The organism is Streptomyces sp. NPDC056128, from assembly GCF_042263835.1.
Lineage (GTDB): Bacteria > Actinomycetota > Actinomycetes > Streptomycetales > Streptomycetaceae > Streptomyces.
In genome coordinates, this window is the sequence record NZ_JBHJVQ010000003.1 from 26,325 (window position 1) to 52,359 (window position 26,035).

The following is a 26,035-nucleotide window of genomic DNA, read 5'->3' on the forward strand; positions in this document are numbered from 1 at the left end:
CCCGCGGGGGCCAGTCCGTCAGCGGTCGGCGGCGTGCGGCAGGAAGGCTGCCCAGGCGGGGGGAGTGAGGGCGAGGTGGGGGCCTGCCGGGTTCTTGGAGTCGCGGACGAGGACGTGGCTCTCGTCCGGGGTGGCCACCTCGACGCAGTCGGGGCCCTCGTCCGTGCTGTAGCTGCTTCTTATCCACGCGAACGTGGGCTCGGCACTGAAGTAGGGCTTGAGGGTCATGTCTCTCCAAGCACAGTTTCGATGAGGGCCGTTGACTCCCGTGTGCTGAGAGCCTGTGCCCGGATGTTCCCATAACGCATTTCGAGGAGCTGCACTTCCTTCGGGTCCGCGATGACTCGGCTGATGTGCTGCACTTCGACGTGTCCGACCGTCGTGCCGTCCTTCAGCCTGAGCAATCTGAACGACCCGGCGAGCCCCGGGTTCTCCTCGTGCCCCAGTAGAAGGACTTGGAGGTCGACGTTGGGGTACTTGGCGGCCTCCAGCAATCGCTCCAACTGTCCGCGCATGGCCGCTTGGCCCCCCATGGGGCGGCGGAGTGTCGACTCGCACTGAACGAAGGTGAAGAGGGGACGCGCTGCCCCCTCGCCGACGATCTCCTGACGGGCCACTCTGGCCGACAGCCGTTGTTCGAGTTCGTCTGCGGTGAAGGGCGGTCGACGTGCGCTGAATACCGCTCGGGCGTACGCCTGCGTCTGCAACAAACCGTGAACGACCGAGTTGTTGTACGCCCCCAGCTCAACCGCCTCGCCCTCCAGCCTCTTCAGATCCCGTACCTTCTTCGGGTACCGGACCTCCGCCACGTCCTGCTTGAGCACCGCGATCTTCCCGCCCGCGCCCAACACCTCATCCGCACGGTCCAGATACTCCGGCCGAGGAATCCGTCGCCCCCGTTCCACCGAGGAGACGAGTTCTTCCCCGTACCCGATGGCCACCCCGAACTCCGCCTGGGTGAGGCCGGCGGACTCGCGCCACAGCTTCAGTTGTCGTAGGACGGTCCGCATCACCGCCCCGGCCTCTTCGTCGTCCAGCCCCGTTTCCCACTCGGTCATGCCGCCGCCCTCCCGCCACGAGCCCTTCCGCGGACCAACCTCCGGCCTCCGCGACCGGTCACCCCGGGCAGCCCGGACGGAACCGGGCGCCCCACGGACAGACACCGACCGCACGGGCCGCCTGTCTTCACAGCGTATGCACGCATGAACACGCTGGGTGACATGAATCAGGGAATCTCCACCCAGCGCGTTCCGCTGCACCAGTTCTCGGTACCTCTGTCGGCTACGCGCCGTGGCGCGCGACTTGTCCGGCTGCTCGCGACCGAGAAACTGCTCGCGTGGGAGCTGCCGTTGGACCCGGCCCGGCTGATCGTGGCCGAACTCGCGACGAACGCCGCCTTGCACGGGCGCGTCCCCGGCCGGAGCTTCCGGCTCGCGCTCTCCGTCATCCCGCCGGGCACCCTCCGCATCGAGCTGACCGACACCCGCGGTGACCGGCTGCCGGTCAACCCTCGGGCTACCGCGGACGCGGAGTCGGGATACGGACTGCTCCTCGTCGAGGAGCTGGCGGACCGCTGGGGTGTGCGGTGCGGGCCGGTGCCGTCCAAGACTGTATGGGCCGAGCTGGACGTTGCACCCTGACAAAGCGGCCCATGGTCCCCGCACGACAGCCAGGATGGCGCGGGTGACCCCCAACGCAGACCTCTGGCATCACTACGGCCGCACCCGCCATGCCACGGACCAGACCGTGCCCGACGACTTCCATTGGAATTGGCAGCAGGTCGGCGGGCCAAGCCCGGGTGTCCTGGGAGATCTGACCGGGCGGTACGTCGGCGATCTGGGCGCCGGGGCTGCACGGCACGCCGCCCACCTGGCCGTTCATCACCAGCCCGCACAGGTTGACGCGGTCGATGCATCGATCGCCCAGTACGACATGGCCACAGATCTGTACGGTCATCTTGCGCCCCGGCTGCGCATCGTCCGGTCCGACGTGGTGTGTCATCTGAAGGCGCGATGTGAGACGTACGACGTGCTGTACAGCGTCTTCGGGGCCGTGGACTTCACCGAGCCTCGCGAACTGCTGCCGACTGCGTTCGCCGCGCTGCGGCCCGGTGGGCGGCTGATCTTTTCCACCCTGGGGCACTACCTCAACGGCGTGCCTGCGCAGCCCGATGTGCGGCACGCTGACATCACGGCGAGAACGCCGGATGGGGAAGCGGCCACGATGCGTCGCTGGGTGCTTCAGGAGCAGGTGTGGACGAAGCTGCTCGACGAGGCGGGATTCTCACGGATCAGCGTCGAGGTGATGCCCGGCGGTCGTGGTCCGCGCTCGGCCGACAGCCTGCTGGTGAGTGCCTACCACTCGTAAGTGCCTGTTCGATGGCCCGCCCGGGGTCGGTTCCCGGCGGGCGTGACAGTGGAGCCCGGGAAGGCGGGACTCGGTGGGGCGGGTGCCGGGGATTCGGGCGGTAAAAGACCTAAGAACCCTGGGAAATTACCTACCCAACCAACCAAACCCGGCCTCGATCACACTGGTGGGTGAAAAGCGGCCGAATGGGTGGCGCAGGGGTCGGTGCTGCGTGCAATCTCTGCTTGAGGCGGGTTCATGCCTCTGGAATATCCCACGCACATGCATCGGCCCCCGCCGGGACGGCAATCCCAGGGCGAGGGCCTGACCAACAAGGAAGAAAGACCCTTCCCCATGGCTGAGCAGAAGACTAACGCTGCCGCGCGCCCGAGTCAGGGCGTTCGCCGGTCCACCTCCCACTCCGGTGTCACCCACGTACGCACGTACCAGTCGGGCCAGTACGTCATCATCGGTAATCACCTCGCCCAGCACCGTCAGCTGTCGCTGACCGCGATCGGGCTGGCCACGCACATCCTGTCGTTGCCGGAGGGTGCGCTCGTCGACATCCGGTCGCTTGCCGAGCGCTTCCCGGAAGGGCGTGAGCGAATCGGTTCCGGGTTGCGGGAGTTGGAGGAGCACGGCTATCTGGAGCGGGTGCGTGAGCGTTCGGAGGCGGGGCGTCTGGTCACGCGTACGTACGCTCACCACACGCCCGAGCGGGCGGTCTCGCCCGTCGTGCGTCGACGCGTTGTGGCGGTGGTACGGGAGGGCGGGGATGCGGCTCCCCGCTCGTCAGAGGGAGGGCACGAACCCTCACCGGAGGGTGACCAAGCCCAGGAGTCGACTCCGACGCCGATTCGGTGCGGTGAGCCCGTGGATGCACGGGTGCGGCCCGCCGTGGCCCCGGAGATGCCCAGAAGCGCGGCGGCGGCCGTTCCTTCCGTGTCGCGGAGGTCCCGGCACCACGACAAGGCAGTCGCTCTCCTGACCGGACTGCGCCGTACCGACGACCGCCTCACCCTCTCGTCCCGAGACGTGAACACCCTGACTCCGAGCGTCGTCCGTTGGTTCGAGCGGGGGGCTACGGCCGATGTCGTCCACCGTGTTCTGACCTTCGATCTTCCTCGGGACATGAGGCGCGCGGCCGGAGTGCTCGCCTATCGGCTCGGCGAACTGCTTCCTCCGCCCCTTCCGACGGTCCCGACACCATTACAGCGCCCGGCCGCCGCCGCGAGCCGGCCCGACCCCTTTCAGACCTGCGACGGGTGTGAACGGGCATTCCGGTCCGCGCAGCCCGGTCGTTGCCGCGACTGCCGGTCCGACCGGACCGCGGGCGTCAACGCGCTTCTGGCAGCCTGATCCGGTCGAGCGAACGGCGGCCGGGGCGCGTAGGCGGCGGTCCTCCACGTGAGGTGAGGCGGGGCCTCCCTGGAGGGGCCCCGCCTCACCGTTCGGCCGGGGTGGTGCGTCCGGTGTTCCTACCAGGCGGTGGCGCCGCAGTCCTCCGCGCCGGTGGTGTAGTTCCACAGGCAGACGCGGGAGCCCGCGTTGTTGCCGTTCCAGTGGTAGCCGGTCGAGTTCTTGGAGTTCAGGATCCAGTACGCGTGGGACACGGCCGTCCAGCCGTAGCCGCCCGATCCGACGCGCCGGCGCTGGAGAACGAAGAGACACTTGTTGTTGTTCCACGACTGCCCGACCGCCTGGACGTACCCGTCGGACCGCTTGTTGAGCCACCCCTTGCACTGGCCGGCCACCGCGTCCTTGCCCGGGATGTAGCCCTGGACGGAGACGTCGGACCGGCCGGTCTGCGCGGGGGCGGCCTGTGCGGTGCCGCCGGTGAGGAGCGTGGCCGCGGCGGCCGCGGCGATGCCGATGGCCGCGGAACGGGTGCGGAGTCGAGTCATGTTTCCCCCTTGGTCTCGTGCCTCGTCCCGGATGGCCGAGGTACGCGCCGATGCTGCCAAGGAGTGCCCGTGAACACGTCAATCGAGGAGCTGACTTCCCCTGCAACGAGCGGGGTAGTCCCAGGGCGGTAGCGGGGCGGCCGGCGCCGGCGGGAGTGGGCCGGGGCGGGACGGCGGGTGGGCCTGGAACGCCTGGAAGAGGTAGGCGAGGAGGCGGCGGGCGCCGGGGAGGGCCACTTCGGGGGGCTGACCGGCCAGGCCGTTCACCGCCATGAGGAGCAGGGGGATGTCGGCCGGGTCGAAGTCCTCGCGGAGCTGTCCGGCCGCGCGGGCGCGCTCGATCAGGTGGGACAGGCGTTCCTCGGCGCAGGCGCGTTCCTCGGCGTGGTCCAGGGACTCGGGGAACCCCGCCATGAACACGGTGTCGAAGCCGCGGTCGGTGACCAGCGTGGTGCACACCTGCTCCAGGAGGGTGTACAGGCCGTGGCCCGGGTTGGGGTCGGCCAGGGCCTCCTCGAAGGCCGCCGCGCACACGGAGAGCTGTTCCGTGAAGGCGGCCGAGACCAGCGCGGAGCGGGTGGGGAAGCGGCGGTAGAGGGTGGCCACGCCGACCCCCGCCCGGCGGGCGACCGCGCTCATGGGGGCGTCGACTCCCTGGGCCGCGAACACCTCGCGCGCGGCCTCCAGGACACGCTCGCGGTTGTGGCGGGCGTCCGCGCGCAGGGACCGTTTGTGAGAGGTCTGATCAGGCATGGTTTCTCACTTCCGGGCAAGTGGACGGTGTCGTCCACTTACGTGCTTAGCGTGAGCGTAACAGCGGACGCGGGCCCTGCCTCCGCGCTCCCCGAACGCGACCCGGGACGAGATCATGAGCGAGATCACCAGCGAGATCACCAGCGAGATCACGAGCGAGATGAACGCGGTTCTCTTTGACCGCTATGGCCCTCCGGAGGTGCTCCACGTCGGCCGGCGGCCCGTGCCGGCCATCGCCCCCGACGAGGTGCTTGTGCGGGTGCGCGCCGCCGGGGTCAACGGCGGTGACCTGCTCGACCGGACCGGCAAGGTGCGCCTGGTGACCGGCCGGACCTTTCCCAAGACGTGCGGCATCGACTTCGCGGGGGAGGTCGCCGAGGTCGGGGCCTCGGTCCGCGGGGTGCGGGTGGGGGAGCGGGTGTGGGGGCTGCTGGGACGCAGCACCGGCGCCATGGCCCAGTACGTCGCCGTCAGCCCCCGGCGGATCGCGTCCGCGCCGGACGCTCTCACCCCGCAGGAGGCCGTCTCGCTGCTCGCGGGCGCGACCACCGCGGTGACCGCGCTGCGCGACAAGGCCGCTCTCCAGCCCGGTGAGCGGCTGCTGGTGCGCGGCGGGAGCGGGGGCGTGGGCAGCGTCGCCGTGCAGGTCGGCAAGGTCCTCGGGGCGCACGTCACCGCGCTCGCGGGCGGGAAGAACCTCAACTTCGTACGCGGCCTGGGCGCCGACGACGCGCTGGACCACCGGACGACCGCCCTGTCCGCGCTCGGGCGGTTCGACGTCGTCCTCGACACCGTCGGGACCCGGCAGTCCCTGGTCCGCCGCCTGCTCGCGCCGGGCGGGCGCATGGTCGCCGTCACCATCGACTTCGACCGGCCGCTCGCGGGGATCGCCGGCGTCCTCGCGTCCGCCGTGCACGGCAGGGGCCGTATCCGCGCCTTCAGCGGCAATCCCGACAGCGCGCTACTGGCCGAGGTCACCCGCCTCGTGGACCACGGCGACCTCGTGCCCGTCGTGGACACCGTCCACCCGCTCGACCGCGTCGCCGACGCCCACCGGGCCCTGGAGGCCGGCGGGGTGCGCGGCAAGCACGTCGTCCGGGTCGCGTAGGGCAACCGGCTCCGCCCTGAAGTGCGTTGACAGGCGGCGGGCGGGTGCGTGTAATGAGGGTGGTGCCGCGTGGCGCCGGTCAAAGAGCAGTGGGCCGGCCGGCGATCGGGCGAGCGCCCTTCACCCAAAGGGTCCGTGATGCGTTCCTACTCCGCGCCCTGACACGACGTAGCCCCTGAGCACGTCGTCGTCCCTCTCGCACTTTCCCGGAGACCCGAGAACCGTATGCCCACGTCTTCCCAGCAGTCCGTCACGCACGAGGACGGGAACCTGCTCCTGCTCACCACCACCGGCGCCCGGACGGGGCGCCCGCGCACCACAACGCTCGGCTACGTCCGCCACGGCGGCGCCCTCCTGGTCGTCGCCTCCAACCTCGGTTCACCACGCCATCCCGGCTGGTACCACAACCTGCTCGCCCATCCCGTCGTCGGCGTGGAGATCGGCGCCCGCTCCTTCGAGGCGCTCGCGGTCCCCGCCGAGGGGCCCCGGCGCGAGGAACTGTTCGCGCACGTCGTACGGGCGGCGCCCGGTTACGGCGACTACCAGGCCCGGACCACCCGCGCGCTGCCGGTGGTCGTGCTGGAGCGGGCCGAGCCCGAGGGGTGGGAGGCGCCGGAAGAGGTCCGTACCCTCGCCGACAAGCTTCTGGAGGTGCACACCTGGCTGCGGGGGCAGTTGCGGCAGGTGGGGGCCGAGGTCGAGGCGCACTTCGCGTCCCCGGGGGCGGTCGGTACGCCGCCTGGGCTCGGGCTCCAGATCAGGCAGCGCTGCCTCGCGTTCTGCCAGGCGCTGGAGTTCCATCACGTGAGCGAGGACGGGCACCTGTTCCCGGGGATCGCCCACCACCACCCCCACCTGGCGGACGTCTTCGACCGCCTCGCCGACGAGCACCGTACGGTCGCCCGCGTCCAGGGCGAGCTGGCGGCCCTGCTGGCCGACATCGCCGTCGCCGACCCCCGGCGCTTCCGGGCCGAGCTGGCGGAGATGTCCGCACAGCTGAACGCCCACCTCGACTACGAGGAGGAGGTGCTGCTCCCGCTGCTGGCCGAGGTGCCGTGGCCGCCCGTCGCGCCCTAGACGGACTCCAGCACTTCCTTGAGGCGGGCCAGGTCGGCGGCGACCGTGGAGGCGTCGCGCTCGAAGTCGGCGTCGCTGGTCCCCGGTTGCCGGCGGACGGTGAAGACCACCTCGCTGCCGGTGCCGTCGGCGATCACGCGGACCGGGTTGTGGACGGTCTCCCCGGAGGGCAGCGTGACGTGGTGGTCGAGCACCCCCAGCTCGTTTTGGGGGACGAAGGCGACCTCGACCCGCCCCATGGGGGAGGACTCCGCGACCCACCGGTCCCCGGCCCGCTCCATGGACCCGCCCAGACCGTGGGCCCACGCGGGCAGGTTGGCCGGGTCCGAGGCGTAGGCGTAGACCTCGTCGACGGTGCGGTCGATGTGGATGCCGAGGTGGCGCGATTGCCTGCCGGTGTCGTTCATGGCAGCGACGGTAGTGGGCCGCCGCCCCCTTCCTCTTGAACGAATCGGACAGGGGCTGGCGGCAGGGCCTGGTGGCAGGGCCTAGTGGTGCCAGGCCCGGCCGCCCGTGTTGTGGATGAAGCGCTGGAGCACCTTCACGGTGGTCAGGTACTCCTCGTCGGAGATCCCGGCGTGGCGCTCCGTCCACAGGTCGCGCTGGAGGGCGGCCGCCTTCTCGTGGAAGGCGCTGCCCTCTGGCGTGAGGGTCAGATGGCCGTCGGGGGACTGGGTGATCCAGCCCGGGTGACGGTCGCGTCGATCTCCGACTCCATCACCTCCGGGCCCGCGTCGAGGTAGTTCCGCAGGAGGCGGGAGATCTCGTCGCGGGTCTTCGGGGCGTCGGCGCCGGCGACCTGGGCGAGGACCCACCACTGGGGCTGGGTCGTGCCGATCTCGGCGAGGGCCGCGCGGGTGCGGGTGACGACCGCCTTGTAGGCGGCCCAGCTCCAGTAGCCGATGGGCTGGTGGATCAGTTCGGCGTCGCTGTGCGAGTAGTCCATGGCGCCGACCGTAGAAGCTCAAGTTTGGTTGAGGTCAAGGGGCCAAGGGTCCTCCCGGCCCGACTCCTCGTCGGCAAAGGCATGGCTGGGGCGGGCGTAGCGTAGGAGCCATGACGACGTACGGATCCTTTCCCGGCACCCGGCCCCGGCGGCTGCGGACCACCCCCGTGATGCGTCGGATGGTCGCCGAGACCCGGCTCCACCCCGCCGACTTCATCCTCCCCGCCTTCGTGCGCGAGGGCGTGCGGGAGCCGGTGCCGATCGGGGCGATGCCCGGGGTCGTCCAGCACACCCGGGACACCCTCAAGAAGGCCGCCGCCGAGGCGGTCGAGGCCGGGATCTCCGGGATCATGCTGTTCGGCGTGCCGGAGGAGGAGAAGAAGGACGCCGTCGGGACGACGGGGACGGACCCGGACGGGATCCTCCAGGTCGCGCTGCGCGACGTGCGGGCCGAGGTCGGGGACGACCTGCTCGTCATGTCCGACCTCTGCCTCGACGAGTTCACCGACCACGGGCACTGCGGTGTGCTCGACGCCGAGGGGCGGGTCGACAACGACGCCACCCTGGAGCGGTACGCCGAGATGGCCCAGGTCCAGGCCGACGCGGGCGCCCATGTGGTCGGCCCCAGCGGGATGATGGACGGCCAGATCGGCGTCGTCCGGGACGCGCTGGACCAGATCGGGCGGGAGGACGTCGCCGTCCTCGCGTACACCGTGAAGTACGCCTCCGCCTTCTACGGGCCCTTCCGCGAGGCCGTCGGGTCCTCGCTGAAGGGGGACCGCAAGACCTACCAGCAGGACGCCGCCAACGCGCGGGACGCGATGCGCGAGCTGGCCCTCGACCTGGAGGAGGGCGCCGACATGGTGATGGTCAAGCCGGCCGGCCCCTACCTCGACATCCTCGCCAAGGTCGCCGAGGTCTCGGACGTGCCCGTCGCCGCCTACCAGATCTCCGGCGAGTACTCGATGATCGAGGCCGCCGCGGAGAAGGGCTGGATCGACCGCGACCGGGCCATCCTGGAGTCGCTCACCGGGATCAAGCGGGCGGGCGCCCGCAACATCCTGACCTACTGGGCGACCGAGGTCGCTCGCACACTGCGCTGACCGACCGGTGCCGGCCCTGCACGCACGGGGTGCGGGTGCGCGTACCCCTTCAGTACTCGAGCGCGTTCGCGGCGCTGGTCTGCCAGTACGTGACCGTCAGGGCGCTGTCGACGAACACGCCGTCCGAGGGCAGCGTGACCCGGGCGATGGAGCCGTCCTCGAAGGGGATGGTCAGGGTCTGCGTGTCGTAGCCGCCCTCGCCGCTGCCGTCGCCGGACGACAGCCGCACGCCCGCGTAGCCGGACTCGCCGGGGGCCAGTGTCGTCAGCGACTGCGGCTTGCTGGACTCCGCGACGGGCGGCACCGACTGGGCCTCGCCGAACCGGGCCGCCGGGTACTCGGGCAGCGCGCAGGTCTTCGAGCCGGTGTTGGTCGCGGTCAGCAGCAGGTGGTTGATCGGGCGGGGCGCGTTCGCCGCGGTGATCCGCACGTCGGAGGCGGAGCACTTGCCGGGCACGCCCGGGTCGGACTGGGCTTCGCCCGCGCCGGCGGCGGAACCGGCGCCGGTTCCGCCGCCGTTCCCGGAGTTCGACGACTGGCCGGCGTCTGCCTTCGCGTCGCCCGAGCCGCCCTTGGCGGACGGCTGGTTGTCGTTCCCGGCCACGGAGGTGTTGGCGGCCGGGGCCGGGGCGCCCGAGTCGACGCCGTCGCCCTCACAGGCCGTCAGGGAGAGTGCGGCCAGCGCCACCGTGGTGGCGGCGAACAGGCGGGTGCGAGTGGTGCGTGCGGACATGGAGGTCCCCCTGTGAATCTGGTTACTGAGGTGAGCCGCTCGACCGTTCGCCGGGAGCGGCTGCTTGGATGACCACAGCTTGCGGTCGGGCCCGTCCCGGCCGCCAGCGACCGCGGGGCATACGGGACGGTGGGACGCCCGGAACGCTCTGACCTGCGGGAACAACGTCCCTCTGGGACGCGGCACGGGGATGCGAGAGAGGGTGGAACGGTGGCGGGGGACGACTTCGCGGAACTGCTGCGGGAGTTGAAGGAGCGGTCCGGGCTCAGCTACGGGGCACTGGGCAAGCGGCTGCACATGAGCGGCTCGACCCTGCACCGGTACGTCAGCGGAGAGGTGGTGCCGGTCGAGTTCGCCTCCGTCGAACGCCTCGCCCGCGTGTGCCGGGCGACGCCCGAGGAACTGCTCGAACTCCACCGCCGCTGGATCCGCGCGGACGCGCTGCGCGGCGTGAAGAAGGAGGAGAGCGGGGAGGTCGGGGAGGTCGCGGAGACCGAGGGGACGGAGGCGGCCGAGAGGGCCGGGGAGGCCGGGGGCGCCGAAGAGACCGGGGGCGCCGAGGAGTCCGGCGCATCCGGCGAATCCGGGGAGCCCGGGGAATCCGTCGGGAACGCGGAGGAGCCCCCGTCCCGCCGCCGGGTCCCGCGCGCCGCGCTCTACGCCGCGTCCGGCGTCGTGGCCGTCAGCGCCGCCGTCGCGCTCGTGGCGAACCTCGTGCCGGGCACGGACGACGGTACGGGGCACGGTCGGGCCGGGGCCGTCGCGCGGAGCTCCGCGCCGGTGTCCGGGACCGCCAGCGGATCCGCCTCCCCGAGCGGCTCCGCGTCCCCGTCCAACTTCCCCTCGGACTCCCCGACCGCTTCCCCCTCCGCGTCCCCCTCGCGTCCGGGTGCCGCGTCGCCGAGCCGGGAGGCACCCGCCGCCGGCCCCGCGCTGACCGTGTCGACCACCCCGTACTACTGGGACGTGCCCTGCGACCACGCCTTCCTGGTCGACCGCAGCCCGAAGAACGTGCCGAAGCCGCCCCCGCAGCAGGACGCCGTCGGCTGGGCCACCCCCCTCAACGCGGTCTCCGCGAACCGGCAGATGACCGTCCTCACCGTGCAGGGCACCGGCCCGGAGACGGTGGTCCTGGAGGACCTGCACGTCCGTGTGGTGGACACCGGGCCCGCGCTGGACTGGAACCAGTACGTGATGGGCAACGGCTGCGGCGGCCAGGTGGACGTCACCGCCTTCGACGTCTCCCTCGACCTGGGCACCCCGCTGGCCACGCCGATCGGGGGGCAGCGGGACTTCCCGTACAGCGTCAGCGAGTCCGACCCCGAGGTCTTCAAAGTCAACGCGCACACCAGCGGCCAGAACGTCAGCTGGTACCTGGAGTTGGAGTGGTCCAGCGGCGGCCGGCACGGCACGACGCGCGTCGACAACCACGGCAAGCCGTTCCGCACCAGCGCCTCCCGGGACAGCTCCTACTACGCGTATCCCCTCGGCAGCGACGCCTGGGAGTTCGTGGAGGGCGAGTGACGCCAGGTTGTCGGTCACCACTGGCCCGCGCCGGTGCCTGTCCGTTGCCGGGTGCGGGTCCGCCGTGGTTGCTCGCGCAGTTCCCCGCGCCCCTGGGTGGGCTGCCCAGCCGTATGGCCAAAGGGCCCGCGCCGACCGGGGGCTCGTACGTGTGTCCGCATCACGGAAAGGCGCTTGTAGGCGGCACGTACTTCTCTAAGCTGCCGCCATGACGCTGACCGAGACCGCCGCCCCCCTGCCCCCGCTCGCCGCGCGGGCCCGGTCGATCGGCGGTTCGCCCGTACGGGACATCCTCGCCGTCACCGCCCGCCCCGAGGTGATCAACTTCGCGGGCGGGCTGCCGGCGCCCGAGCTGTTCGACGCGGAGGGCATCGCCGCCGCGTACCGGGACGTCCTCGCGGAGACTCCCGCGCGGGCCCTGCAGTACTCCACCACCGAGGGCGAGCCCTCCCTGCGGGCCGCGCTCGCCGCCCGTACGTCGGTGCGCGGACTGGCCACCGACGCCCAGGACATCCTCGTCACCACCGGCTCGCAGCAGGCCCTGTCGCTCCTCGCCACCGCCCTGCTCGAACCCGGCGACACCGTCCTTGTCGAGAGCCCCTGCTATCTGGCCGCGCTCCAGGCATTCGGCTTCGCGGGCGCCCGGGTCGTCGCCGTCCCCGGTGACGAGGACGGGATCGATCCCGGGGCGCTGGAGGAGCTGGTGGTGCGCGAGCGCCCCAAGCTGCTCTACACGGTCCCCACCTTCCAGAACCCCACCGGGCGCACCATGCCCGCCGCCCGGCGGGCCGCCGTCGCCGAGGTCGCCGGGCGGTGCGGCCTGTGGATCGTCGAGGACGACCCGTACGGGGAGCTGCGCTTCGAGGGCGAGCGGGTGCCGTGGATCGCCTCCCGCGACGGGGCCCGGGACCGGACCGTGCTGCTCGGCTCCTTCTCCAAGGTCATGGCACCCGGCCTGCGGCTGGGCTGGCTGCGGGCGCCCGCCGACCTGCTCCGGGCCTGCGCGGTCGCCAAACAGGCCGCCGACCTGCACACGCCGACCGTCAACCAGCTCGCCGCGGCCCGGTACCTGGCCGACCGCGACCTGGACGCGCACGTCGCGCACGTCGCCGCCGCCTACGGTGCCCGCCGGGACGCCATGCTCGCGGGCCTCGCGGACGCGCTCCCGGCGGGGTCGGTGTGGACCCGTCCCGAGGGCGGCATGTTCCTGTGGGCCCGGCTGCCCGAGGGGTACGACACCACCGCCCTGCTGCCCGAGGTGGTCCGGCACGACGTGGCGTACGTGCCCGGCGCCCCCTTCCACGCGGGCACCCCCGACCGTGCCACCCTGCGGCTGTGCTTCGTCACGCAGACGCCGGACGAGATCGCGGAGGGGCTGCGGAGGCTGGGGGCGGGCTGCGGGGCGCCGGGGCTGCGGGGGCTTGAGGGGGGCGTAGGCCCAGGTCCTAGGACCAAGAGCCGAGGCCGCGGCGCCGTACCCGAACGTACGGTCAGGCCATGGCTGACAGCGCACCGACGACGACACCGTTCGACCTCGACGCGTACCTCGCCCGGATCGGCTGGGCGGGGGAGCGGCGGGCCGACGCCGCCACGCTCCGCGGGGTGCACCTCGCCCACGCCCGGGCCATCCCCTTCGAGAACCTCGACGCCTTCGGGGGCAAGGCCCCTTCCCTCCAGCTCGACGACCTGATGGCCAAGCTGGTGCACGGCGGCCGGCGTGGCGGCTACTGCTACGAGCACAACACCCTGTTCGCGGCGGCCCTGGACGCGCTCGGCTTCGGGGTGACCCTGCTCAACGCACGGGTCGTCCTCGGCGCCGAGCGTTTCGAGGACCGCCCGCGCACGCACATGGCCCTGCTGGTCGAGATCCCCGGCGACCCGCAGGCGTACCTGGCCGACGTCGGCTTCGGCGCGGTCAGCTCCCTGCTGGAACCGGTGCCGCTGACGCCGGACACCGAGTTCCACGACGCCGGACGCCTGCACCGGCTTGTGCACGCGCCGCACCGGGGGCCACTGGAGATGTGGGTGCTGGAGGCGCACGGGGCAGGGGGCTGGGTGGCGCAGTACGCCTTCACCGTCGAGCCCTTCGAGCAGCCCGACTTCGAGGTCATCAACTGGCACGTCGCCACGAACCCCCGCTCCCCGTTCGTCCGCGGCCCCTACATCCAGTGCCTCACCCCGGACGCCCACCTGCTCCTCGAATCGGGCCGCGTCACCACGACCCGCGCCGACGGCACGGTCGCCGAACACAAACCGGCCGACGAGACGGAGGCCCGGCGCGTGCTGGCGGAGGACTTCGGCATCGACGCGCCGGAAGGTCTGCGGCTGCTCGGCTGACCCCCTGTCGGGTACGGATGGGGAATGTGCGCTTCCAGTGGTTTGTGTGAGGTAACGATGGATAGCCAACTGGTCGTTGTGCGACACCAGTTCGGGCGCTGACTCGGCGCCCGTCTCACGAAGGGGGAGGCATCCGTGCGTACCCGCACCGGATGGCGACGCGCCCTGCTCGGCGCGCTCGCGAGCCTGACCGCGACCATCGGCCTGACGGCCGGCCTGTCCGCGCCCGCCGCGGCTGCCGCCGGCACACCGGAGGCCGTCACGAAGTACAGCCACAACAGCGAGGCCGGTGACTACATCGGGCAGGGCGTCAAGGCCGCCTACACGCCCGGGACGGCGACCATCACGGCCGGCGGGGACGCGGAGTACGTGCGCTTCCGGGTCTGGGTGGAGAGCGCGGATGACGTCACCTGGTGGGACGTCGAACTCGCCGCGCCCAAGGGGGAGAAGCTGCGGCCGGGCGTCTACCGGAACGCGGAGCGGGCCTCGTTCCGCACCGGCCGCTCACCGGGGCTCGACGTGTCGGGTGACGGGCGGGGCTGCAACGAGGTGTGGGGCCAGTTCTCGGTCAACCAGATCGAGACGGACGACACGGGTGCCATCTCCGTCCTGGACGCGAGCTACGTCCAGCGGTGCGACAGCGCCACGGCGCCCGCGCTGAAGGGCCAGGTCAAGTTCCGTGCCCTCCCGCTGTCCTACTCGTACTCCAGCGACCCCGGCGACTGGATAGCCAGGGGCGCGAGCGGTACGCACACGGGTGCCACCAGCATCTTCGGGCTGCGCCCGTGGGCCGGCGGCGAGGGGCTCCAGTACAACGTGGAGGGCAAGCGCGAGTACTACTCGGCGCTCATGACGCCGCCCACCGGCACCCGGTTCGAGGCCGGACGCACCTACCCCGTCGCCAACACCGCCGGCGAGGGCGTGGCGGGGCTCTCCGTCTCGGGCAACGGGCGCGCCTGCAACACCGTCACCGGCAGCCTGACGATCACCGGCCTGGCACGCGACGAGGCCGGTGCCGTCGAGGCGTTCGCCGCCACCTTCGTCCAGCACTGTGAAGGTGGCGACGCCGCGCTGCGCGGAACGATCCGCTACTACGCCTGACCCGTCGTCAGAGACGCTCGGGCGTCCGGATCCCCAGCAGGGCCATGCCCTGGTGCAGGGTGCGGGCCGTGACGTCGCACAGGAAGAGGCGGTTCTCGACCTGCTGCGGCGTCTCGGCCTTCAGGACCGGGCACTTGTCGTAGAACGACGTGAACAGCGACGCCACCTGGTACAGGTACGCCGTCAGCTTGTGCGGGGCGTACTCCGCGGCCGCCTCGAAGACCGTGTCGCCGAACGCGTCCAGGTGCAGGCCCAGCGCCCGCTCCGCCGCGTGCAGGTCCAGCTCCGGGTGGGCGGCGGGGCGGACCTCGCCGGCCTTGCGGAGGATGGACCGGATACGGGCGTAGGCGTACTGGAGGTACACGCTGGTGTCGCCGTTGAGCGAGACCATCTGGTCCAGGTCGAACTTGTAGTCGCGGCTCGGCGACGTGGACAGGTCCGCGTACTTCACGGCGCCGATGCCGACCTGCGCGGCCCGCTCCTGGATCTCGTCCTCGGTGAGGTCCCGCGCCTTCTCCCGTACGACCTCCGCGGCGCGCTGCACCGCCTCGTCCAGCAGGTCCTCCAGGCGCACGGTCTCGCCCGCACGCGTCTTGAAGGGCTTGCCGTCCGCGCCGAGCACCGTGCCGTAGCCCATGTTGTGCGCGGTGACGTCGTCGTTCAGCCAGCCGGCCCGGCGGGCGGTCTCGAAGACCATCTTGAAGTGGAGCGACTGGCGTACGTCGACGACGTACAGCAGCGTGGTCGCGTGCAGGTCGACGACGCGGTTGCGGATCGCGGTGAGGTCGGAGGCCGCGTAGCCGAAGCCGCCGTCGGCCTTCTGCACGATCAGCGGGACCGGCTGGTCGTCCTTGCCGCGGATCTCGTCGAAGAACACGACGAGCGCGCCCTCGGAGCGCACCGCGACGCCCGTCTCCTCCAGGATGCGGGCGGTCTCGGGCATGCCCTCGTTGTACGCGGACTCGCCGACGATCTCCTCGTCGCGGATCTCCATGTCGAGCTTCTCGAAGACCGAGTAGAAGTAGACCTTCGACTCGTCCACGAACTGCTGCCACAGTTCGAGCGTCTCCTTGTCGCCGGACTGCAGGGCGACGACCCGCTTGCGGGCCCGCTCCTTGAACTCCTCGTCCGCGTCGAAGACGGCACGCGACGCCTTGTACACCCGGTTCAGGTTCGACATGGCCTGCTCGCCGTCGACGTCCTCGGCCGGGGCCAGCTCGCCGGGGTGCTCGAACAGGTACTGGATGAGCATGCCGAACTGGGTGCCCCAGTCGCCGATGTGGTGCCGGCCGACCGTCTTCTCGCCGGTGAAGTCGAGCATGCCGCGCAGGGCGTCGCCGATGACCGCGGAGCGCAGGTGGCCGACGTGCATCTCCTTCGCCACGTTCGGCTGGGCGTAGTCGACGACCGTGACGCCGGCGTCCTTCTTCAGCGGCACACCGAGGCGCTCGCCGTCCGCGTACCGCGCGGCCAGGTTCTCGGTGATCGACCGGTCGCCGACGGTGATGTTCAGGAAGCCGGGGCCGGAGACCTCGACGTCCTTGATCAGGTCGCCGGTGGTGATGTGCGCGACGACCTCGGTGGCCAGCTCCCGGGGGTTCGCCTTGGCCTTCTTGGCCAGCGCGAGGATGCCGTTGGCCTGGTAGTCCGCCCGGTCGCTACGTCGCAGCAGCGGGTCCGCGGGTGCCTCCGGCCGGGTGGCGGACAGGGCGGACGTGAGTTGCTGGTTGACGAGATCGGTGAGCGACGTGACCGAGGCCATGGAGGTGGGTGCCTGTTCTCCTCGTGGGTTCAGCTGGACACGGTCAGTATCCCACGGGTTGCCAAGCCGATTTTTGGCCGCGGGCCGGTGGGGGCTGGTCGCGCCCACGCGGCGGAGCCGCACTTGGGCACAGCCCCGCGCCCCTTTGGGGCGCGGATGTGAAGGCGGTTTTCGCGGATGCGGCCGGGCTGGGAGAATAGAGGGGTCAGCCGTGCGACCGTACCGGCTGCCCGAGTCAGAAAGAAGGACGTGCCGATCGTGGCTCAGAGCACAGAGACCACCGACTGGGTCTCCCGTTTCGCGGACGAGGTCATCGCCGAGTCGGAGCGCCGTGCCCCGGGCAAACCTGTGGTCGTCGCGTCCGGGCTCTCCCCGTCGGGACCCATCCACCTGGGCAACCTCCGCGAGGTCATGACCCCGCACCTGGTCGGCGACGAGGTGCGCCGCCGGGGGCACGAGGTCCGGCACCTGATCTCCTGGGACGACTACGACCGCTACCGCAAGGTCCCCGCCGGCCTCGCGGGCGTCGACGAGTCCTGGGCCGAGCACATCGGCAAGCCGCTCACCTCCGTCCCCGCCCCGAAGGGCTCCCCGTACCCGAACTGGGCCGAGCACTTCAAGGCCGCGATGGTCGAGTCGCTCGCCGAGATGGGCGTGGAGTTCGACGGGATCAGCCAGACCGCGCAGTACACCTCCGGTGTCTACCGCGAGCAGATCCTGCACGCCCTGAGGCACCGGCGGGACATCGACGCGATCCTCGCCCAGTACCGGACCAAGCCGAAGACCGCGGGCAAGAAGTCGCAGAAGCCCGTCGACGAGGCCGAGCTGGAGGCCGCCGAGGGCTCCGGCGCCGCCGCCGAGGACGACGGCAGCCAGGGCTCCGCCGGGTACTTCCCGTACAAGCCGTACTGCGGCAACTGCGAGAAGGACCTGACCACGGTCACGGCGTACGACGACGACTCGACCGAGCTGACGTACGCCTGCACCGCGTGCGGCTTCTCCGAGACGGTCCGGCTCAGCGAGTTCAACCGCGGCAAGCTGGTCTGGAAGGTCGACTGGCCGATGCGCTGGGCGTACGAGGGTGTCGTCTTCGAGCCCAGCGGCGTCGACCACTCCTCGCCCGGGTCGTCGTTCCAGGTGGGCGGGCAGATCGTCGGGATCTTCGGCGGCGAGCAGCCCATCGGGCCGATGTACGCGTTCGTCGGCATCAGCGGCATGGCGAAGATGTCGTCGTCGAAGGGCGGGGTGCCCACCCCGGCCGACGCGCTCAAGATCATGGAGCCGCAGCTGCTGCGCTGGCTGTACGCCCGCCGCCGCCCGAACCAGTCCTTCAAGATCGCCTTCGACCAGGAGATCCAGCGGCTCTACGACGAGTGGGACCGCCTCGACGCCAAGGTCGCCGACGGCAGCGTGCTGCCCGCCGACGCCGCCGCGCACGCACGTGCCGTGGGCACGGCCACCGGTGAGCTGCCGAGGACGCCCAGGCCGCTGCCGTACCGCACGCTCGCCTCGGTGGCCGACATCACCGCCGGGCACGAGGACCAGGCGCTGCGCATCCTCAGCGAGCTGGACCCGGCCGACCCCCTGGCGACTCTGGCGGAGGCCCGGCCGCGCTACGACAAGGCCGAGGCGTGGATCAACACCCACGTCCCCGCCGACCAGCGCACCATCGTGCGCGAGGAGCCCGACGCCGAGCTGCTGAAGTCGCTCGACGAGCCGAGCCGGCAGTCGCTGCGGCTGCTGCTCGACGGGCTGGCCGGGCAGTGGTCCCTGGACGGGCTCACCCACCTCGTGTACGGCGTGCCCAAGGTCCAGGCCGGATTTTCCGCGGACGCCACGCCCAAGGAGCTGCCGCCGGAGATCAAGTCCGCCCAGCGGACGTTCTTCGCGCTGCTGTACCACCTGCTCGTGGGCCGCGACACCGGCCCGCGGCTGCCCACGCTGCTCCTCGCGGTGGGGCAGGAGCGGGTGCGGACCCTGCTCGGGGAGTAGCAGCCGCCTCCGTCGGCGGGGCAGCGGTCAGTGGTCAGCGGGTCAGGGCGAAGCCCGCGAACAGGACGCCGACCACGCTGACGGCGAGGAAGGCGAGGTGGCGGCGCGGGGGCGTGAGGTGGTCCGTCGCCTCGCCCCGGCGCCACCGCTCCAGCACCTCACGGAACAGCTTGCGCTGGGGAAGCATGCCGAGGGTCAGGCCGATGTGGGCGCAGGCGTACATGACGAGCGCCTCGCTCAGGCCGAAGCCGTTCAGGCGGCAGACGACCACCAGGAGGACGCCCCCGGTCACCATGGTCACCGGGTAGGCGATGCGGAACTTCCGGAACGGGATCCAGCTGCCCAGCAGCCAGCTGGACAGCGCGGTGGCGGCCACGGCGAGCAGCGCCAGCCCGACGACGGGTACGGACGTGAGCATGAGGTCTGTTCCTCCTGTGAGTACCAACGCGCGGCGGCGCGCTACGCGATGTGCTCGTCCTCGAGTTCCGCCGTGTGGCGTTCCTGGAAACGCATGACCATCCGCTTGGCGTCCGCGTCCAGCACGGAAACCCCGTACGTCGCCTCGATGTTGTAGCCGAACTCCCGCGGCGTCGGGTAACCGCTGCCGCTGATCGACTGCTTGAAGACCTGGTAGTACGCGTCCTCGTCCGGCTCCGCCTGCGGGGTGCCGCCGCCCTCGCCCAGCTCACGGGTGCGGTGCGGCCCCACCGGTATGGGGAAACTGCCGGTGTCCTCCGGAGAGGGCTCCTGGACGGGCGGCGGCTCCTCGAACTGCTGCCGGTACTCGTCCGCCTGCTGCTGCTCCGCGTACCACTGCGCGTACTGGTCGTCCGGGTCGTACGCGGGGTCGTAGCCACCGCGGTACTCGACGGACTGCGGATCCCGGGCGTGCAGCCACTGGTTCTGGTCCGGCCCGGGCTCCGGCTCCTCCCACACCGGCTCCGGCTCCGGCTCCCGGCCGCCCGTCAGCTCGGGACGCTGCTCCGCGGCCGGCTCGGCCTTGCGCAGCGAAGGCGGCGAAGGCTGGGCCCCGGGGCCCTCGGCGGCCTCCTCGGGCCGCGGCGCCGGCGGCAGCAGGGCCGGTTCGATGCCCGCCGCCGCCAGACCCGCCGGAGCGGTCTGCGCGAGCGGGACGCCGTAGCGGGCCAGGCGCAGCGGCATCAGGGACTCGACGGGCGCCTTGCGGCGCCAGGAGCGGCCGAACCGGGAGCGCAGCCGGGCCTGGTAGACCAGCCGCTCCTGCTCCAGCTTGATGACCTGCTCGTAGGAGCGCAGCTCCCACAGCTTCATCCGGCGCCACAGCAGGAACGTCGGCACCGGGGAGAGCATCCACCGGGTGAGGCGGACACCCTCCATGTGCTTGTCGGCGGTGATGTCGGCGATCCGGCCGATCGCGTGCCGGGCGGCCTCGACGGACACCACGAACAGGATCGGGATCACGCCGTGCATGCCGACACCCAGCGGGTCCGGCCAGGCCGCCGCGCCGTTGAACGCGATCGTCGCCGCCGTCAGCAGCCACGCCGTCTGGCGCAGCAGCGGGAAGGGGATGCGGATCCAGGTCAGCAGCAGATCGAGGGCGAGCAGCACGCAGATGCCCGCGTCGATGCCGATCGGGAAGACGTAGCTGAAGTTCCCGAAGCCCTTCTTCAAAGCCAGTTCCCGCACCGCCGCGTAGGAACCCGCGAAGCCGATCCCGGCGATGATGACGGCACCGAAGACGACCATGCCGATGAGAACGCGATGCGTCCGGGTCAGCTGTAGTGGCGCGGCCACCCGTACTCCCCTCCCAGTGCCTGTTGTTGCGCGCAACAGAGTGGCACATGTGTACGGGGAACGGGTGGCCGGTGGTCGATACGGCCCGTCAGTCCGACTTCGGCTAGGACTTCGACGACGACTTCGACGACGGCTTCGACGCCGCCGAGGAGGGCTTCTTCGACGCCGGCTTCGAGGGCGACGCCGAGCCGCTCGACCCGCTGCCGTTGGCCTTCGTCACCGCGGCCACCGCCTCCTTGGCCGCCTTCTGCGCGTCCTTCACCAGGTCGTCCGCGTCCGGCGTCTTCTCGCCGGCCAGACCCGCGCCGTTGTAGTCGACGGTGACGACGACGTTCTCGACGCGCGTCACGACCGTCTGCTGCTTGAAGGTGCCTTCCTTCTTCTTCAGGTCGTAGCGCACGACCGAGGCCTCGTCGCCCGTGCCGCTGACCGGTGTGGTCTTGAGGCTCTTGGCACCCTCGGCGCTCTGCGCGTCCTTGAGCTGCTTCGTGTAGTAGTCGTGCGCCAGCTCGTCGCCCGCGCCGCGCGTCGCGTCCGACTCGAAGCGCAGCATCGACACGCTCAGCCAGCGGAACTGGGAGCCCTTCACACCGTTGTCGTCGAGGCTGTCCCACGAGCAACTGACGCGAGTGGCGGTGTCGTTGGAGGCGCCCTCCTTGCCGGAGTCGCCCTTCGGGACCAGGTCCTCCAGCGACTTCTTCGACAGCACCGAGCACGGCTCCGGAAGCTTCGCGTACGCCGCCGCCCGCACCGTCGGGGACGGGCTCGCGGACTTGGACGCGGCGGACTTCTCGGCGGCGGCCTTGTCCTTCCCGTCGCCGGAGCCGGAGTCCGAGGAGCAGCCGGCCACCACCAGCACGGCGGGGACGGCGGCCGCGCAGACGACGACGCGGGTCAGCCGCGACGCTTTCCGCTCTCGCTGCTCTCGCTTGTCTCGCTGGTCACGCTGGGCTCGTAGCTGCATGGTTCCTTCACTCATGACGCTCGTGGTTCCTGCGGTCGGAACGGGTCCGAGGAGCCACCGTACGCGGTGAAGAAATCGTGCGGACCCGCTTCGGGTGCACCGCGCGCGCACGCGCCGGGGCCCGGACGGGGCTCAACCGCTGAGCGAATCCGCCAGCTGGGAGGCCAGTTTCCGGGCCATGTCCTGCATTTCCTCGCTGTCCGGCACGGCTCCGAGCGTCGCCGACTGCTCCGCGTACTCGATGGTCACCATGACGTTCGACGTGCGGAACGCCACAGTCACGGTGCGCTGTTTCGCGGTGGAACCGGAGTCGCTCAGCTCGTCGTCGACGTACCCCTCGTCGCCCAGGTCGTCGAGGAGCCGGGGCTGCAGATCGGTGGGCGTCGCACTGGCGGAGGGGCTCGACGAGGCGTCGCCGGACGGCGCGGAGCCCGAGGGCGAGCCGGACGACGGGGCGCCGGACGGGGACCCCGACCCAGACCCGGACTCGGGCGAGGAAGGGGAAGAGGACGCGGACGAAGACGAAGACGATGACTCGGAGACGACCGGCTCGGGCAGGTCGGCGGCCTCCACCTGCTTGGCGAAGAGCTGTTCGGCCTGGCTGTCGTCGCTCACGGAGTTGTCGTACGACACCACCCGCTCGAAGTCGACGGAGAGGTGGTTGGTGGCCTCCGCCGACTCGACCTTCCAGCGGCAGCCGACCTTGCGGTCGGTGTCGTACGCGAGCGTCGGCTCCCCCTTGTACGCCTTCTCGCGCTGCGCCTCGTCCGGGATCTCCTCGATGCCGGGCAGCAGCGAGTCGAGCGTCTTGTCGCCGACCGCGCCGCACGGCTCGGGCAGGGTCCGGTACTTGCCCGGCTCGGCGGCCTCGGTGGTGACGCCGGGCTGCCCCGGGTTGGAGTCGTCCGACGTGGCGCCGTCGCCGGAGCCGCCGGTGCAGCCGGCCAGCAACACCGCCAGGCAGGCGGCGACGCCGGGTACGTAGGCCTTCCGCTGCACGGTGCGGCTCCTCTCGCCGGGGTGGCTGTGGTTCGGGACGCTCGGATCGCTTCGGGACTCCAGTGTCCCCGCTGGTTAATCGCTTGCCGCAGGGGGGCGCCCCCTGGAGACAATGTGTATCGCACGCGCTGCCGTGAACGCCGGTCAGTTGTCCCTTTGGCTGCCATTGGCTCCGGTTTTTGCGCTTCTATACTTCTGTTTGTTTCCGGGGGAATGAGGACGATATGTCGTACGTGGAGATGCCGGGCGCGAAGGTGCCGATCCGGATGTGGACCGACCCGGCGACGGTCGAGGAGGGCGCGCTGCAGCAGCTGCGCAACGTCTCGACCCTGCCGTGGATCAAGGGCCTCGCGGTCATGCCGGACGTGCACTACGGCAAGGGCGCGACGGTCGGCTCCGTGATCGCGATGCGGGGCGCGGTGTGCCCGGCTGCGGTGGGCGTCGACATCGGCTGCGGAATGTCGGCGGTGAAGACGTCCCTGACGGCGAACGACCTGCCCGGCGACCTGTCCCGCCTCCGCTCGAAGATCGAGCAGGCGATTCCGGTGGGGCGGGGGATGCATGACAGTCCCGTCGAGCCGGGGCGCTTTCATGGGCTGGCGACCAGCGGGTGGGACGACTTCTGGGGGCGGTTCGACGGGGTCGCGGAGGCGGTTCGGTTCCGTAGGGGGCGGGCGGCTGCTCAGATGGGAACCCTTGGGCAGGGCAACCATTTTGTGGAGTTTTGCATAGATACATCCGATTCGGTGTGGCTCATGCTGCACTCCGGTTCCCGCAACATCGGCAAGGAACTGGCCGAGCACCACATCGGCGTCGCCCAGAAGCTCCCGCACAACCAGGGCCTGATCGACCGCGACCTCGCGGTGTTCGTCGCGGACACCCCGCAGATGGCGGCGTACCGCAACGACCTGTTCTGGGCGCAGGAGTACGCGAAGTACAACCGCACCCTGATGATGGCGCTCTTCAAGGACGTGGTCCGCAAGGAGTTCAAGAAGGCCAAGCCGGTCTTCGAGCCGGAGATCTCCTGCCACCACAACTACGTGGCGGAGGAGCGGTACGACGGCATGGACCTGCTGGTGACCCGCAAGGGCGCGATCCGCGCGGGTTCCGGGGACTACGGGATCATCCCCGGTTCCATGGGCACGGGTTCGTACATCGTGAGGGGCCTCGGGAACGACAAGTCCTTCAACTCCGCCTCCCACGGCGCGGGCCGGCGCATGAGCCGGAACGCGGCCAAGCGGCGCTTCTCCACCAGGGACCTGGAGGAGCAGACGCGGGGCGTGGAGTGCCGTAAGGACTCGGGCGTGGTGGACGAGATCCCGGGCGCCTACAAGCCGATCGACCAGGTCATCGACCAGCAGCGCGACCTCGTGGAGGTCGTGGCCAAGCTGAAGCAGGTTGTCTGCGTGAAGGGCTGACGCGAGGCCCCCCGCTCGCGCGGGGGCCTCGTTCACGCGGGCCCTGTCAGCTGGGCATGGTGACTTGGCCGGAGCGAAGGCGCCACATGCGCAGGTTGCAGCTCTGCGGTGTCCTGCCGAGCACCCCGGCGGCCGCCGTTGGGCTGTTGAGCTTCAACAGGATGCGGTCCTCGGTCTCGTTCCAGCGGCGCGCTGTGTGGGCGGGCCTCATGCCGGCCGGACGCACCCACGTGGCCAGCGAGTCGGCAGCCGTGTGCTTGCGCGCCAACGACAGGCAGCCGGGGTAGTACAGGTCGGCTGCCAGGCGTTGAGCCGCCTCCATGGCGTACAGGACGTTGTAAACGTTGTCCCGAGCGTTGCGCTTGATGGTGCGCTGGACTCCGCTCACCTTCCGGGCGTAGTCGCACAGGTAGTGGCCGATGGCTGTGCTGGCCGTGGTGAGGGAGACGAAGGGGAATCCCTTGCTGGTGTAACCCACCGATCCGTCGGCGTCGATCACGCCCCGGAGGTAGTCACGACGGGAGAAATCGCCGCGTGGCGGCGCGATCGTCGTGGACTTGCGCCCGTACGGGAGGCCGAGGTCGTTGAGGAGTGTTCTGGCCGCGAGGGAGCACAACGTCCAGGTGACCGAGGTGTGGGTCGCGGCGAAGTTCGTGGACCTGGTGCGCTCCGAAATGGTGCTGTTGTACGGCGTGAGCGCGCGGAACTGGCGCAGAAGGTCGATGTCGCGGGCGGCGAGTTCGACACTCAACTTGCCTTTCTGGCCGACGCCTTGCTGTAGATGCCCGTCCGCTTGCAAGAACCCGAACATGTACGCGTACTCGGGGACTGTGAGGTCCATGAACTGATGGCCGTTAGGCTCGCGTTCAGCCACAGGGAAGCTCCACTTCCTTGCTGGTCAGGCTCTCGGTCGGGACCGGCATCCCGGCCGAGAGCCGTCACGTTTGATGTTGTGACGCGAGCCTAGATACTCAGTTCAACCGCCGTTCGAGTGACCGGAGTTCTTCACTCCTGTGAGTTACGCCTGGGTGTCAGCTCTCCCGGTGCACCTTCGTGTTGGAGGCCTGGGCGCGGGGGCGGACCACCAGGAGGTCGATGTTGACGTGGGCGGGGCGGGTGATCGCCCAGGTGATGGTGTCGGCGACGTCGTCGGCGGTCAGGGGGGCGGCGACGCCCTGGTAGACCTTGGCCGCCTTGTCCTGGTCGCCGGCGAAGCGGGTCAGGGCGAACTCGTCGGTCTTGACCATGCCGGGCGCGATCTCGACGACCCGGACCGGGCGGCCGACGATCTCCAGGCGCAGTGTCTCGGCGAGGACGTGTTCGGCGTGCTTGGCGGCGACGTAGCCCGCGCCGCCCTCGTAGGTGGCGAACCCGGCGGTCGAGGAGACGACGACCACCGTGCCGTCGCCGCTCGCCTCCAGCTTGGGGAGCAGGGCCTGGGTGAGGTTGAGGGTGCCGAGGACGTTCGTCTCGTACATCCGGCGCCAGTCCTCCGGGTCGCCGGTGGCCACCGGGTCGGCGCCGAGCGCGCCGCCGGCGTTGTTGACCAGGACGCCGATCGTCTTGAAGGCGGTGGCGAACTCGTCGACCGCCTCGCGGTCGGTGACGTCCAGGGGGTAGGCCGTCGCCTTGTGGCCGGCCGCCTCGATCTCCTCCGCCAGCGCCTCGATGCGGTCCTTGCGGCGGGCGGTGAGGACGACCCGGTAACCCGCCGCGGCGAGCTGCCGGGCCGTGGCGGCGCCGATGCCGCTGCTCGCACCGGTGACGACGGCGATGCGGGAGGCGGCGGACGGGGCGGCTGCGGTGGCCATGGGCTGCTCCTTGATCGGTGCTGGACGTCGCCGTCCAGGGTAGTCAGCCGCCGTTGCGGGGCGCCCACATGATCACGGCCATCCCGGCCAGGCAGACCAGCGCGCCGGTGATGTCCCAGCGGTCGGGGCGGTAGCCGTCGGCGACCGCGCCCCACAGGATCGACCCGGCCACGAAGATGCCGCCGTACGCGGCGAGGATGCGGCCGAAGTGGGCGTCGGGCTGGAAGGTCGCGACGAAGCCGTACGCGCCGAGCGCGAGGACCCCGCCGGTCGCCCAGAGCCAGCCGCGCTGCTCGCGCACCCCCTGCCAGACCAGCCAGGCGCCGCCGATCTCGAAGAGGGCGGCGACGACGAAGAGGGCGGCCGAGCGGAGAATGACCATGA

At 71.0% G+C, this 26,035-nt stretch carries 25 protein-coding genes and 2 pseudogenes; 12 read left to right on the forward strand and 15 right to left on the reverse strand.

The window, feature by feature from the left end; all coding sequences use genetic code 11:
- Window positions 1-18: 18 nt before the first annotated feature.
- Both ACFC1X_RS08145 and ACFC1X_RS08150 read right to left on the reverse strand, forming a co-directional pair.
- A complete protein-coding gene (locus ACFC1X_RS08145; protein WP_376349845.1) occupies window positions 19-228 on the reverse strand; it encodes a DUF397 domain-containing protein in 210 nt (69 codons plus the stop codon).
- Window positions 225-1,058 carry a helix-turn-helix transcriptional regulator gene (locus ACFC1X_RS08150; protein ID WP_376349846.1) on the reverse strand — a complete coding sequence of 278 codons (834 nt, stop codon included), beginning with the start codon at window positions 1,056-1,058 and terminating at the stop codon, window positions 225-227. Before ACFC1X_RS08150 ends, ACFC1X_RS08145 begins: the two co-directional genes overlap by 4 nt.
- A 162-nt stretch (window positions 1,059-1,220) precedes the next feature.
- Here ACFC1X_RS08150 and ACFC1X_RS08155 point away from each other — a divergent pair, with 162 nt between their 5' ends.
- The 3 genes from ACFC1X_RS08155 to ACFC1X_RS08165 all read left to right on the forward strand — a co-directional run bounded on the left by ACFC1X_RS08155 (window position 1,221) and on the right by ACFC1X_RS08165 (window position 3,705).
- Window positions 1,221-1,640, forward strand: coding sequence for an ATP-binding protein (locus ACFC1X_RS08155; protein WP_376349847.1), 420 nt, complete (start codon window positions 1,221-1,223; stop codon window positions 1,638-1,640).
- A gap of 34 nt (window positions 1,641-1,674) precedes the next feature.
- Window positions 1,675-2,367, forward strand: a complete 693-nt coding sequence (locus ACFC1X_RS08160) for a methyltransferase domain-containing protein (RefSeq protein ID WP_376349849.1) — start codon at window positions 1,675-1,677, stop codon at window positions 2,365-2,367.
- Window positions 2,368-2,700: 333 nt separating this feature from the next.
- Complete coding sequence (locus ACFC1X_RS08165; RefSeq protein WP_376349850.1) at window positions 2,701-3,705, forward strand: helix-turn-helix domain-containing protein; 1,005 nt, start codon at window positions 2,701-2,703, stop codon at window positions 3,703-3,705.
- A gap of 119 nt (window positions 3,706-3,824) precedes the next feature.
- On the opposite strand, the gene ACFC1X_RS08170 is transcribed toward ACFC1X_RS08165, so the two are convergent.
- Together ACFC1X_RS08170 and ACFC1X_RS08175 are read right to left on the reverse strand one after the other, a co-directional pair.
- Entirely contained in the window at window positions 3,825-4,250 is a 426-nt protein-coding gene (locus tag ACFC1X_RS08170; protein WP_376349851.1) for a hypothetical protein, read from the reverse strand.
- A 78-nt stretch (window positions 4,251-4,328) separates the two neighbouring features.
- The gene (locus tag ACFC1X_RS08175) at window positions 4,329-5,003 is read right to left on the reverse strand and encodes a TetR/AcrR family transcriptional regulator (RefSeq protein WP_376349853.1); all 675 of its coding nucleotides are present in this window, start codon (window positions 5,001-5,003) and stop codon (window positions 4,329-4,331) included.
- Between the two features lie 115 nt (window positions 5,004-5,118).
- Here ACFC1X_RS08175 and ACFC1X_RS08180 point away from each other — a divergent pair, with 115 nt between their 5' ends.
- The gene (locus ACFC1X_RS08180) at window positions 5,119-6,111 is read left to right on the forward strand and encodes an NAD(P)-dependent alcohol dehydrogenase (protein WP_376349855.1); all 993 of its coding nucleotides are present in this window, start codon (window positions 5,119-5,121) and stop codon (window positions 6,109-6,111) included.
- Between the two features lie 225 nt (window positions 6,112-6,336).
- Entirely contained in the window at window positions 6,337-7,188 is an 852-nt protein-coding gene (locus ACFC1X_RS08185) for a nitroreductase/quinone reductase family protein (RefSeq protein WP_376349856.1), read from the forward strand.
- Here the strand turns inward: ACFC1X_RS08185 and ACFC1X_RS08190 are convergent.
- Both ACFC1X_RS08190 and ACFC1X_RS08195 read right to left on the reverse strand, forming a co-directional pair.
- Complete coding sequence (locus ACFC1X_RS08190) at window positions 7,185-7,595, reverse strand: SRPBCC family protein (protein WP_376349858.1); 411 nt, start codon at window positions 7,593-7,595, stop codon at window positions 7,185-7,187. The two genes, ACFC1X_RS08185 and ACFC1X_RS08190, sit on opposite strands and share 4 nt — an antisense overlap.
- 81 nt (window positions 7,596-7,676) lie before the next feature.
- Window positions 7,677-8,134, reverse strand: a pseudogene (locus ACFC1X_RS08195) (MarR family winged helix-turn-helix transcriptional regulator).
- A gap of 110 nt (window positions 8,135-8,244) precedes the next feature.
- Between ACFC1X_RS08195 and hemB the strand changes: the two are divergent.
- The gene (hemB, locus tag ACFC1X_RS08200) at window positions 8,245-9,237 is read left to right on the forward strand and encodes a porphobilinogen synthase (protein WP_376349860.1); all 993 of its coding nucleotides are present in this window, start codon (window positions 8,245-8,247) and stop codon (window positions 9,235-9,237) included.
- Window positions 9,238-9,286: 49 nt separating this feature from the next.
- Here the strand turns inward: hemB and ACFC1X_RS08205 are convergent, their stop codons facing one another.
- On the reverse strand, window positions 9,287-9,970 hold the full coding sequence (locus ACFC1X_RS08205) for a DUF4232 domain-containing protein (protein WP_376349862.1): 684 nt from the start codon (window positions 9,968-9,970) through the stop codon (window positions 9,287-9,289).
- Between the two features lie 210 nt (window positions 9,971-10,180).
- On the opposite strand from ACFC1X_RS08205, the gene ACFC1X_RS08210 reads away from it, so the two are divergent.
- The 4 genes and pseudogenes from ACFC1X_RS08210 (at window position 10,181) to ACFC1X_RS08225 (ending at window position 14,932) form a co-directional block, all read left to right on the forward strand.
- Window positions 10,181-11,494 (forward strand): helix-turn-helix domain-containing protein, encoded by a 1,314-nt coding sequence (locus ACFC1X_RS08210; RefSeq protein WP_376349863.1) that lies wholly within the window; start codon window positions 10,181-10,183, stop codon window positions 11,492-11,494.
- Window positions 11,495-11,702: 208 nt separating this feature from the next.
- A pseudogene (locus ACFC1X_RS08215) lies at window positions 11,703-12,899 on the forward strand (PLP-dependent aminotransferase family protein); the annotation flags it as partial.
- A gap of 92 nt (window positions 12,900-12,991) precedes the next feature.
- A complete protein-coding gene (locus ACFC1X_RS08220) occupies window positions 12,992-13,831 on the forward strand; it encodes an arylamine N-acetyltransferase (protein WP_376349865.1) in 840 nt (279 codons plus the stop codon).
- Between the two features lie 135 nt (window positions 13,832-13,966).
- Window positions 13,967-14,932, forward strand: a complete 966-nt coding sequence (locus tag ACFC1X_RS08225) for a hypothetical protein (protein WP_376349866.1) — start codon at window positions 13,967-13,969, stop codon at window positions 14,930-14,932.
- 7 nt (window positions 14,933-14,939) lie between these two features.
- Here ACFC1X_RS08225 and argS read toward each other — a convergent pair whose 3' ends face one another.
- On the reverse strand, window positions 14,940-16,694 hold the full coding sequence (gene argS, locus ACFC1X_RS08230; protein WP_376349868.1) for an arginine--tRNA ligase: 1,755 nt from the start codon (window positions 16,692-16,694) through the stop codon (window positions 14,940-14,942).
- A gap of 249 nt (window positions 16,695-16,943) precedes the next feature.
- Between argS and lysS the strand changes: the two genes are divergently transcribed.
- Entirely contained in the window at window positions 16,944-18,686 is a 1,743-nt protein-coding gene (lysS, locus tag ACFC1X_RS08235) for a lysine--tRNA ligase (RefSeq protein WP_376349869.1), read from the forward strand.
- Window positions 18,687-18,720: 34 nt separating this feature from the next.
- On the opposite strand, the gene ACFC1X_RS08240 is transcribed toward lysS, so the two are convergent.
- The 4 genes from ACFC1X_RS08240 to ACFC1X_RS08255 all read right to left on the reverse strand — a co-directional run bounded on the left by ACFC1X_RS08240 (window position 18,721) and on the right by ACFC1X_RS08255 (window position 22,422).
- Entirely contained in the window at window positions 18,721-19,104 is a 384-nt protein-coding gene (locus ACFC1X_RS08240) for a hypothetical protein (protein ID WP_376349871.1), read from the reverse strand.
- Between the two features lie 41 nt (window positions 19,105-19,145).
- Window positions 19,146-20,459 (reverse strand): DUF2637 domain-containing protein, encoded by a 1,314-nt coding sequence (locus tag ACFC1X_RS08245; protein ID WP_376349872.1) that lies wholly within the window; start codon window positions 20,457-20,459, stop codon window positions 19,146-19,148.
- Between the two features lie 103 nt (window positions 20,460-20,562).
- On the reverse strand, window positions 20,563-21,438 hold the full coding sequence (locus tag ACFC1X_RS08250; protein ID WP_376349874.1) for a DUF3558 family protein: 876 nt from the start codon (window positions 21,436-21,438) through the stop codon (window positions 20,563-20,565).
- A 117-nt stretch (window positions 21,439-21,555) separates the two neighbouring features.
- Window positions 21,556-22,422, reverse strand: a complete 867-nt coding sequence (locus ACFC1X_RS08255) for a DUF3558 domain-containing protein (protein WP_376349875.1) — start codon at window positions 22,420-22,422, stop codon at window positions 21,556-21,558.
- A 224-nt stretch (window positions 22,423-22,646) separates the two neighbouring features.
- Here ACFC1X_RS08255 and ACFC1X_RS08260 point away from each other — a divergent pair, with 224 nt between their 5' ends.
- Window positions 22,647-23,840, forward strand: a complete 1,194-nt coding sequence (locus ACFC1X_RS08260) for an RtcB family protein (RefSeq protein ID WP_376349877.1) — start codon at window positions 22,647-22,649, stop codon at window positions 23,838-23,840.
- A 46-nt stretch (window positions 23,841-23,886) separates the two neighbouring features.
- Here the strand turns inward: ACFC1X_RS08260 and ACFC1X_RS08265 are convergent, their stop codons facing one another.
- From ACFC1X_RS08265 to ACFC1X_RS08275, 3 genes are all read right to left on the reverse strand, one after another.
- Window positions 23,887-24,714 carry an LAGLIDADG family homing endonuclease gene (locus ACFC1X_RS08265; protein WP_376349879.1) on the reverse strand — a complete coding sequence of 276 codons (828 nt, stop codon included), beginning with the start codon at window positions 24,712-24,714 and terminating at the stop codon, window positions 23,887-23,889.
- A gap of 157 nt (window positions 24,715-24,871) precedes the next feature.
- Window positions 24,872-25,651, reverse strand: coding sequence for an SDR family NAD(P)-dependent oxidoreductase (locus ACFC1X_RS08270; RefSeq protein ID WP_376349881.1), 780 nt, complete (start codon window positions 25,649-25,651; stop codon window positions 24,872-24,874).
- Window positions 25,652-25,694: 43 nt separating this feature from the next.
- Window positions 25,695-26,033, reverse strand: coding sequence for a YnfA family protein (locus ACFC1X_RS08275; protein WP_376349883.1), 339 nt, complete (start codon window positions 26,031-26,033; stop codon window positions 25,695-25,697).
- Between the last annotated feature and the right edge of the window lie 2 nt (window positions 26,034-26,035).

Coding starts and splice junctions, on each gene's coding strand:
- ACFC1X_RS08170 (WP_376349851.1), bottom strand. CDS start 4,250: ATGACTCGACTCCGCACCCGTTCCGCGGCCATCGGCATCGCCGCGGCC.
- ACFC1X_RS08185 (WP_376349856.1), top strand. CDS start 6,337: ATGCCCACGTCTTCCCAGCAGTCCGTCACGCACGAGGACGGGAACCTG.
- ACFC1X_RS08205 (WP_376349862.1), bottom strand. CDS start 9,970: ATGTCCGCACGCACCACTCGCACCCGCCTGTTCGCCGCCACCACGGTG.
- ACFC1X_RS08160 (WP_376349849.1), top strand. CDS start 1,675: ATGGCGCGGGTGACCCCCAACGCAGACCTCTGGCATCACTACGGCCGC.
- ACFC1X_RS08220 (WP_376349865.1), top strand. CDS start 12,992: ATGGCTGACAGCGCACCGACGACGACACCGTTCGACCTCGACGCGTAC.
- ACFC1X_RS08165 (WP_376349850.1), top strand. CDS start 2,701: ATGGCTGAGCAGAAGACTAACGCTGCCGCGCGCCCGAGTCAGGGCGTT.
- ACFC1X_RS08190 (WP_376349858.1), bottom strand. CDS start 7,595: ATGAACGACACCGGCAGGCAATCGCGCCACCTCGGCATCCACATCGAC.
- ACFC1X_RS08270 (WP_376349881.1), bottom strand. CDS start 25,651: ATGGCCACCGCAGCCGCCCCGTCCGCCGCCTCCCGCATCGCCGTCGTC.
- ACFC1X_RS08240 (WP_376349871.1), bottom strand. CDS start 19,104: ATGCTCACGTCCGTACCCGTCGTCGGGCTGGCGCTGCTCGCCGTGGCC.
- ACFC1X_RS08155 (WP_376349847.1), top strand. CDS start 1,221: ATGAATCAGGGAATCTCCACCCAGCGCGTTCCGCTGCACCAGTTCTCG.
- argS (WP_376349868.1), bottom strand. CDS start 16,694: ATGGCCTCGGTCACGTCGCTCACCGATCTCGTCAACCAGCAACTCACG.
- ACFC1X_RS08275 (WP_376349883.1), bottom strand. CDS start 26,033: ATGGTCATTCTCCGCTCGGCCGCCCTCTTCGTCGTCGCCGCCCTCTTC.
- ACFC1X_RS08175 (WP_376349853.1), bottom strand. CDS start 5,003: ATGCCTGATCAGACCTCTCACAAACGGTCCCTGCGCGCGGACGCCCGC.
- ACFC1X_RS08260 (WP_376349877.1), top strand. CDS start 22,647: ATGTCGTACGTGGAGATGCCGGGCGCGAAGGTGCCGATCCGGATGTGG.
- ACFC1X_RS08250 (WP_376349874.1), bottom strand. CDS start 21,438: ATGAGTGAAGGAACCATGCAGCTACGAGCCCAGCGTGACCAGCGAGAC.
- ACFC1X_RS08150 (WP_376349846.1), bottom strand. CDS start 1,058: ATGACCGAGTGGGAAACGGGGCTGGACGACGAAGAGGCCGGGGCGGTG.
- hemB (WP_376349860.1), top strand. CDS start 8,245: ATGACGACGTACGGATCCTTTCCCGGCACCCGGCCCCGGCGGCTGCGG.
- ACFC1X_RS08145 (WP_376349845.1), bottom strand. CDS start 228: ATGACCCTCAAGCCCTACTTCAGTGCCGAGCCCACGTTCGCGTGGATA.
- ACFC1X_RS08180 (WP_376349855.1), top strand. CDS start 5,119: ATGAGCGAGATCACCAGCGAGATCACCAGCGAGATCACGAGCGAGATG.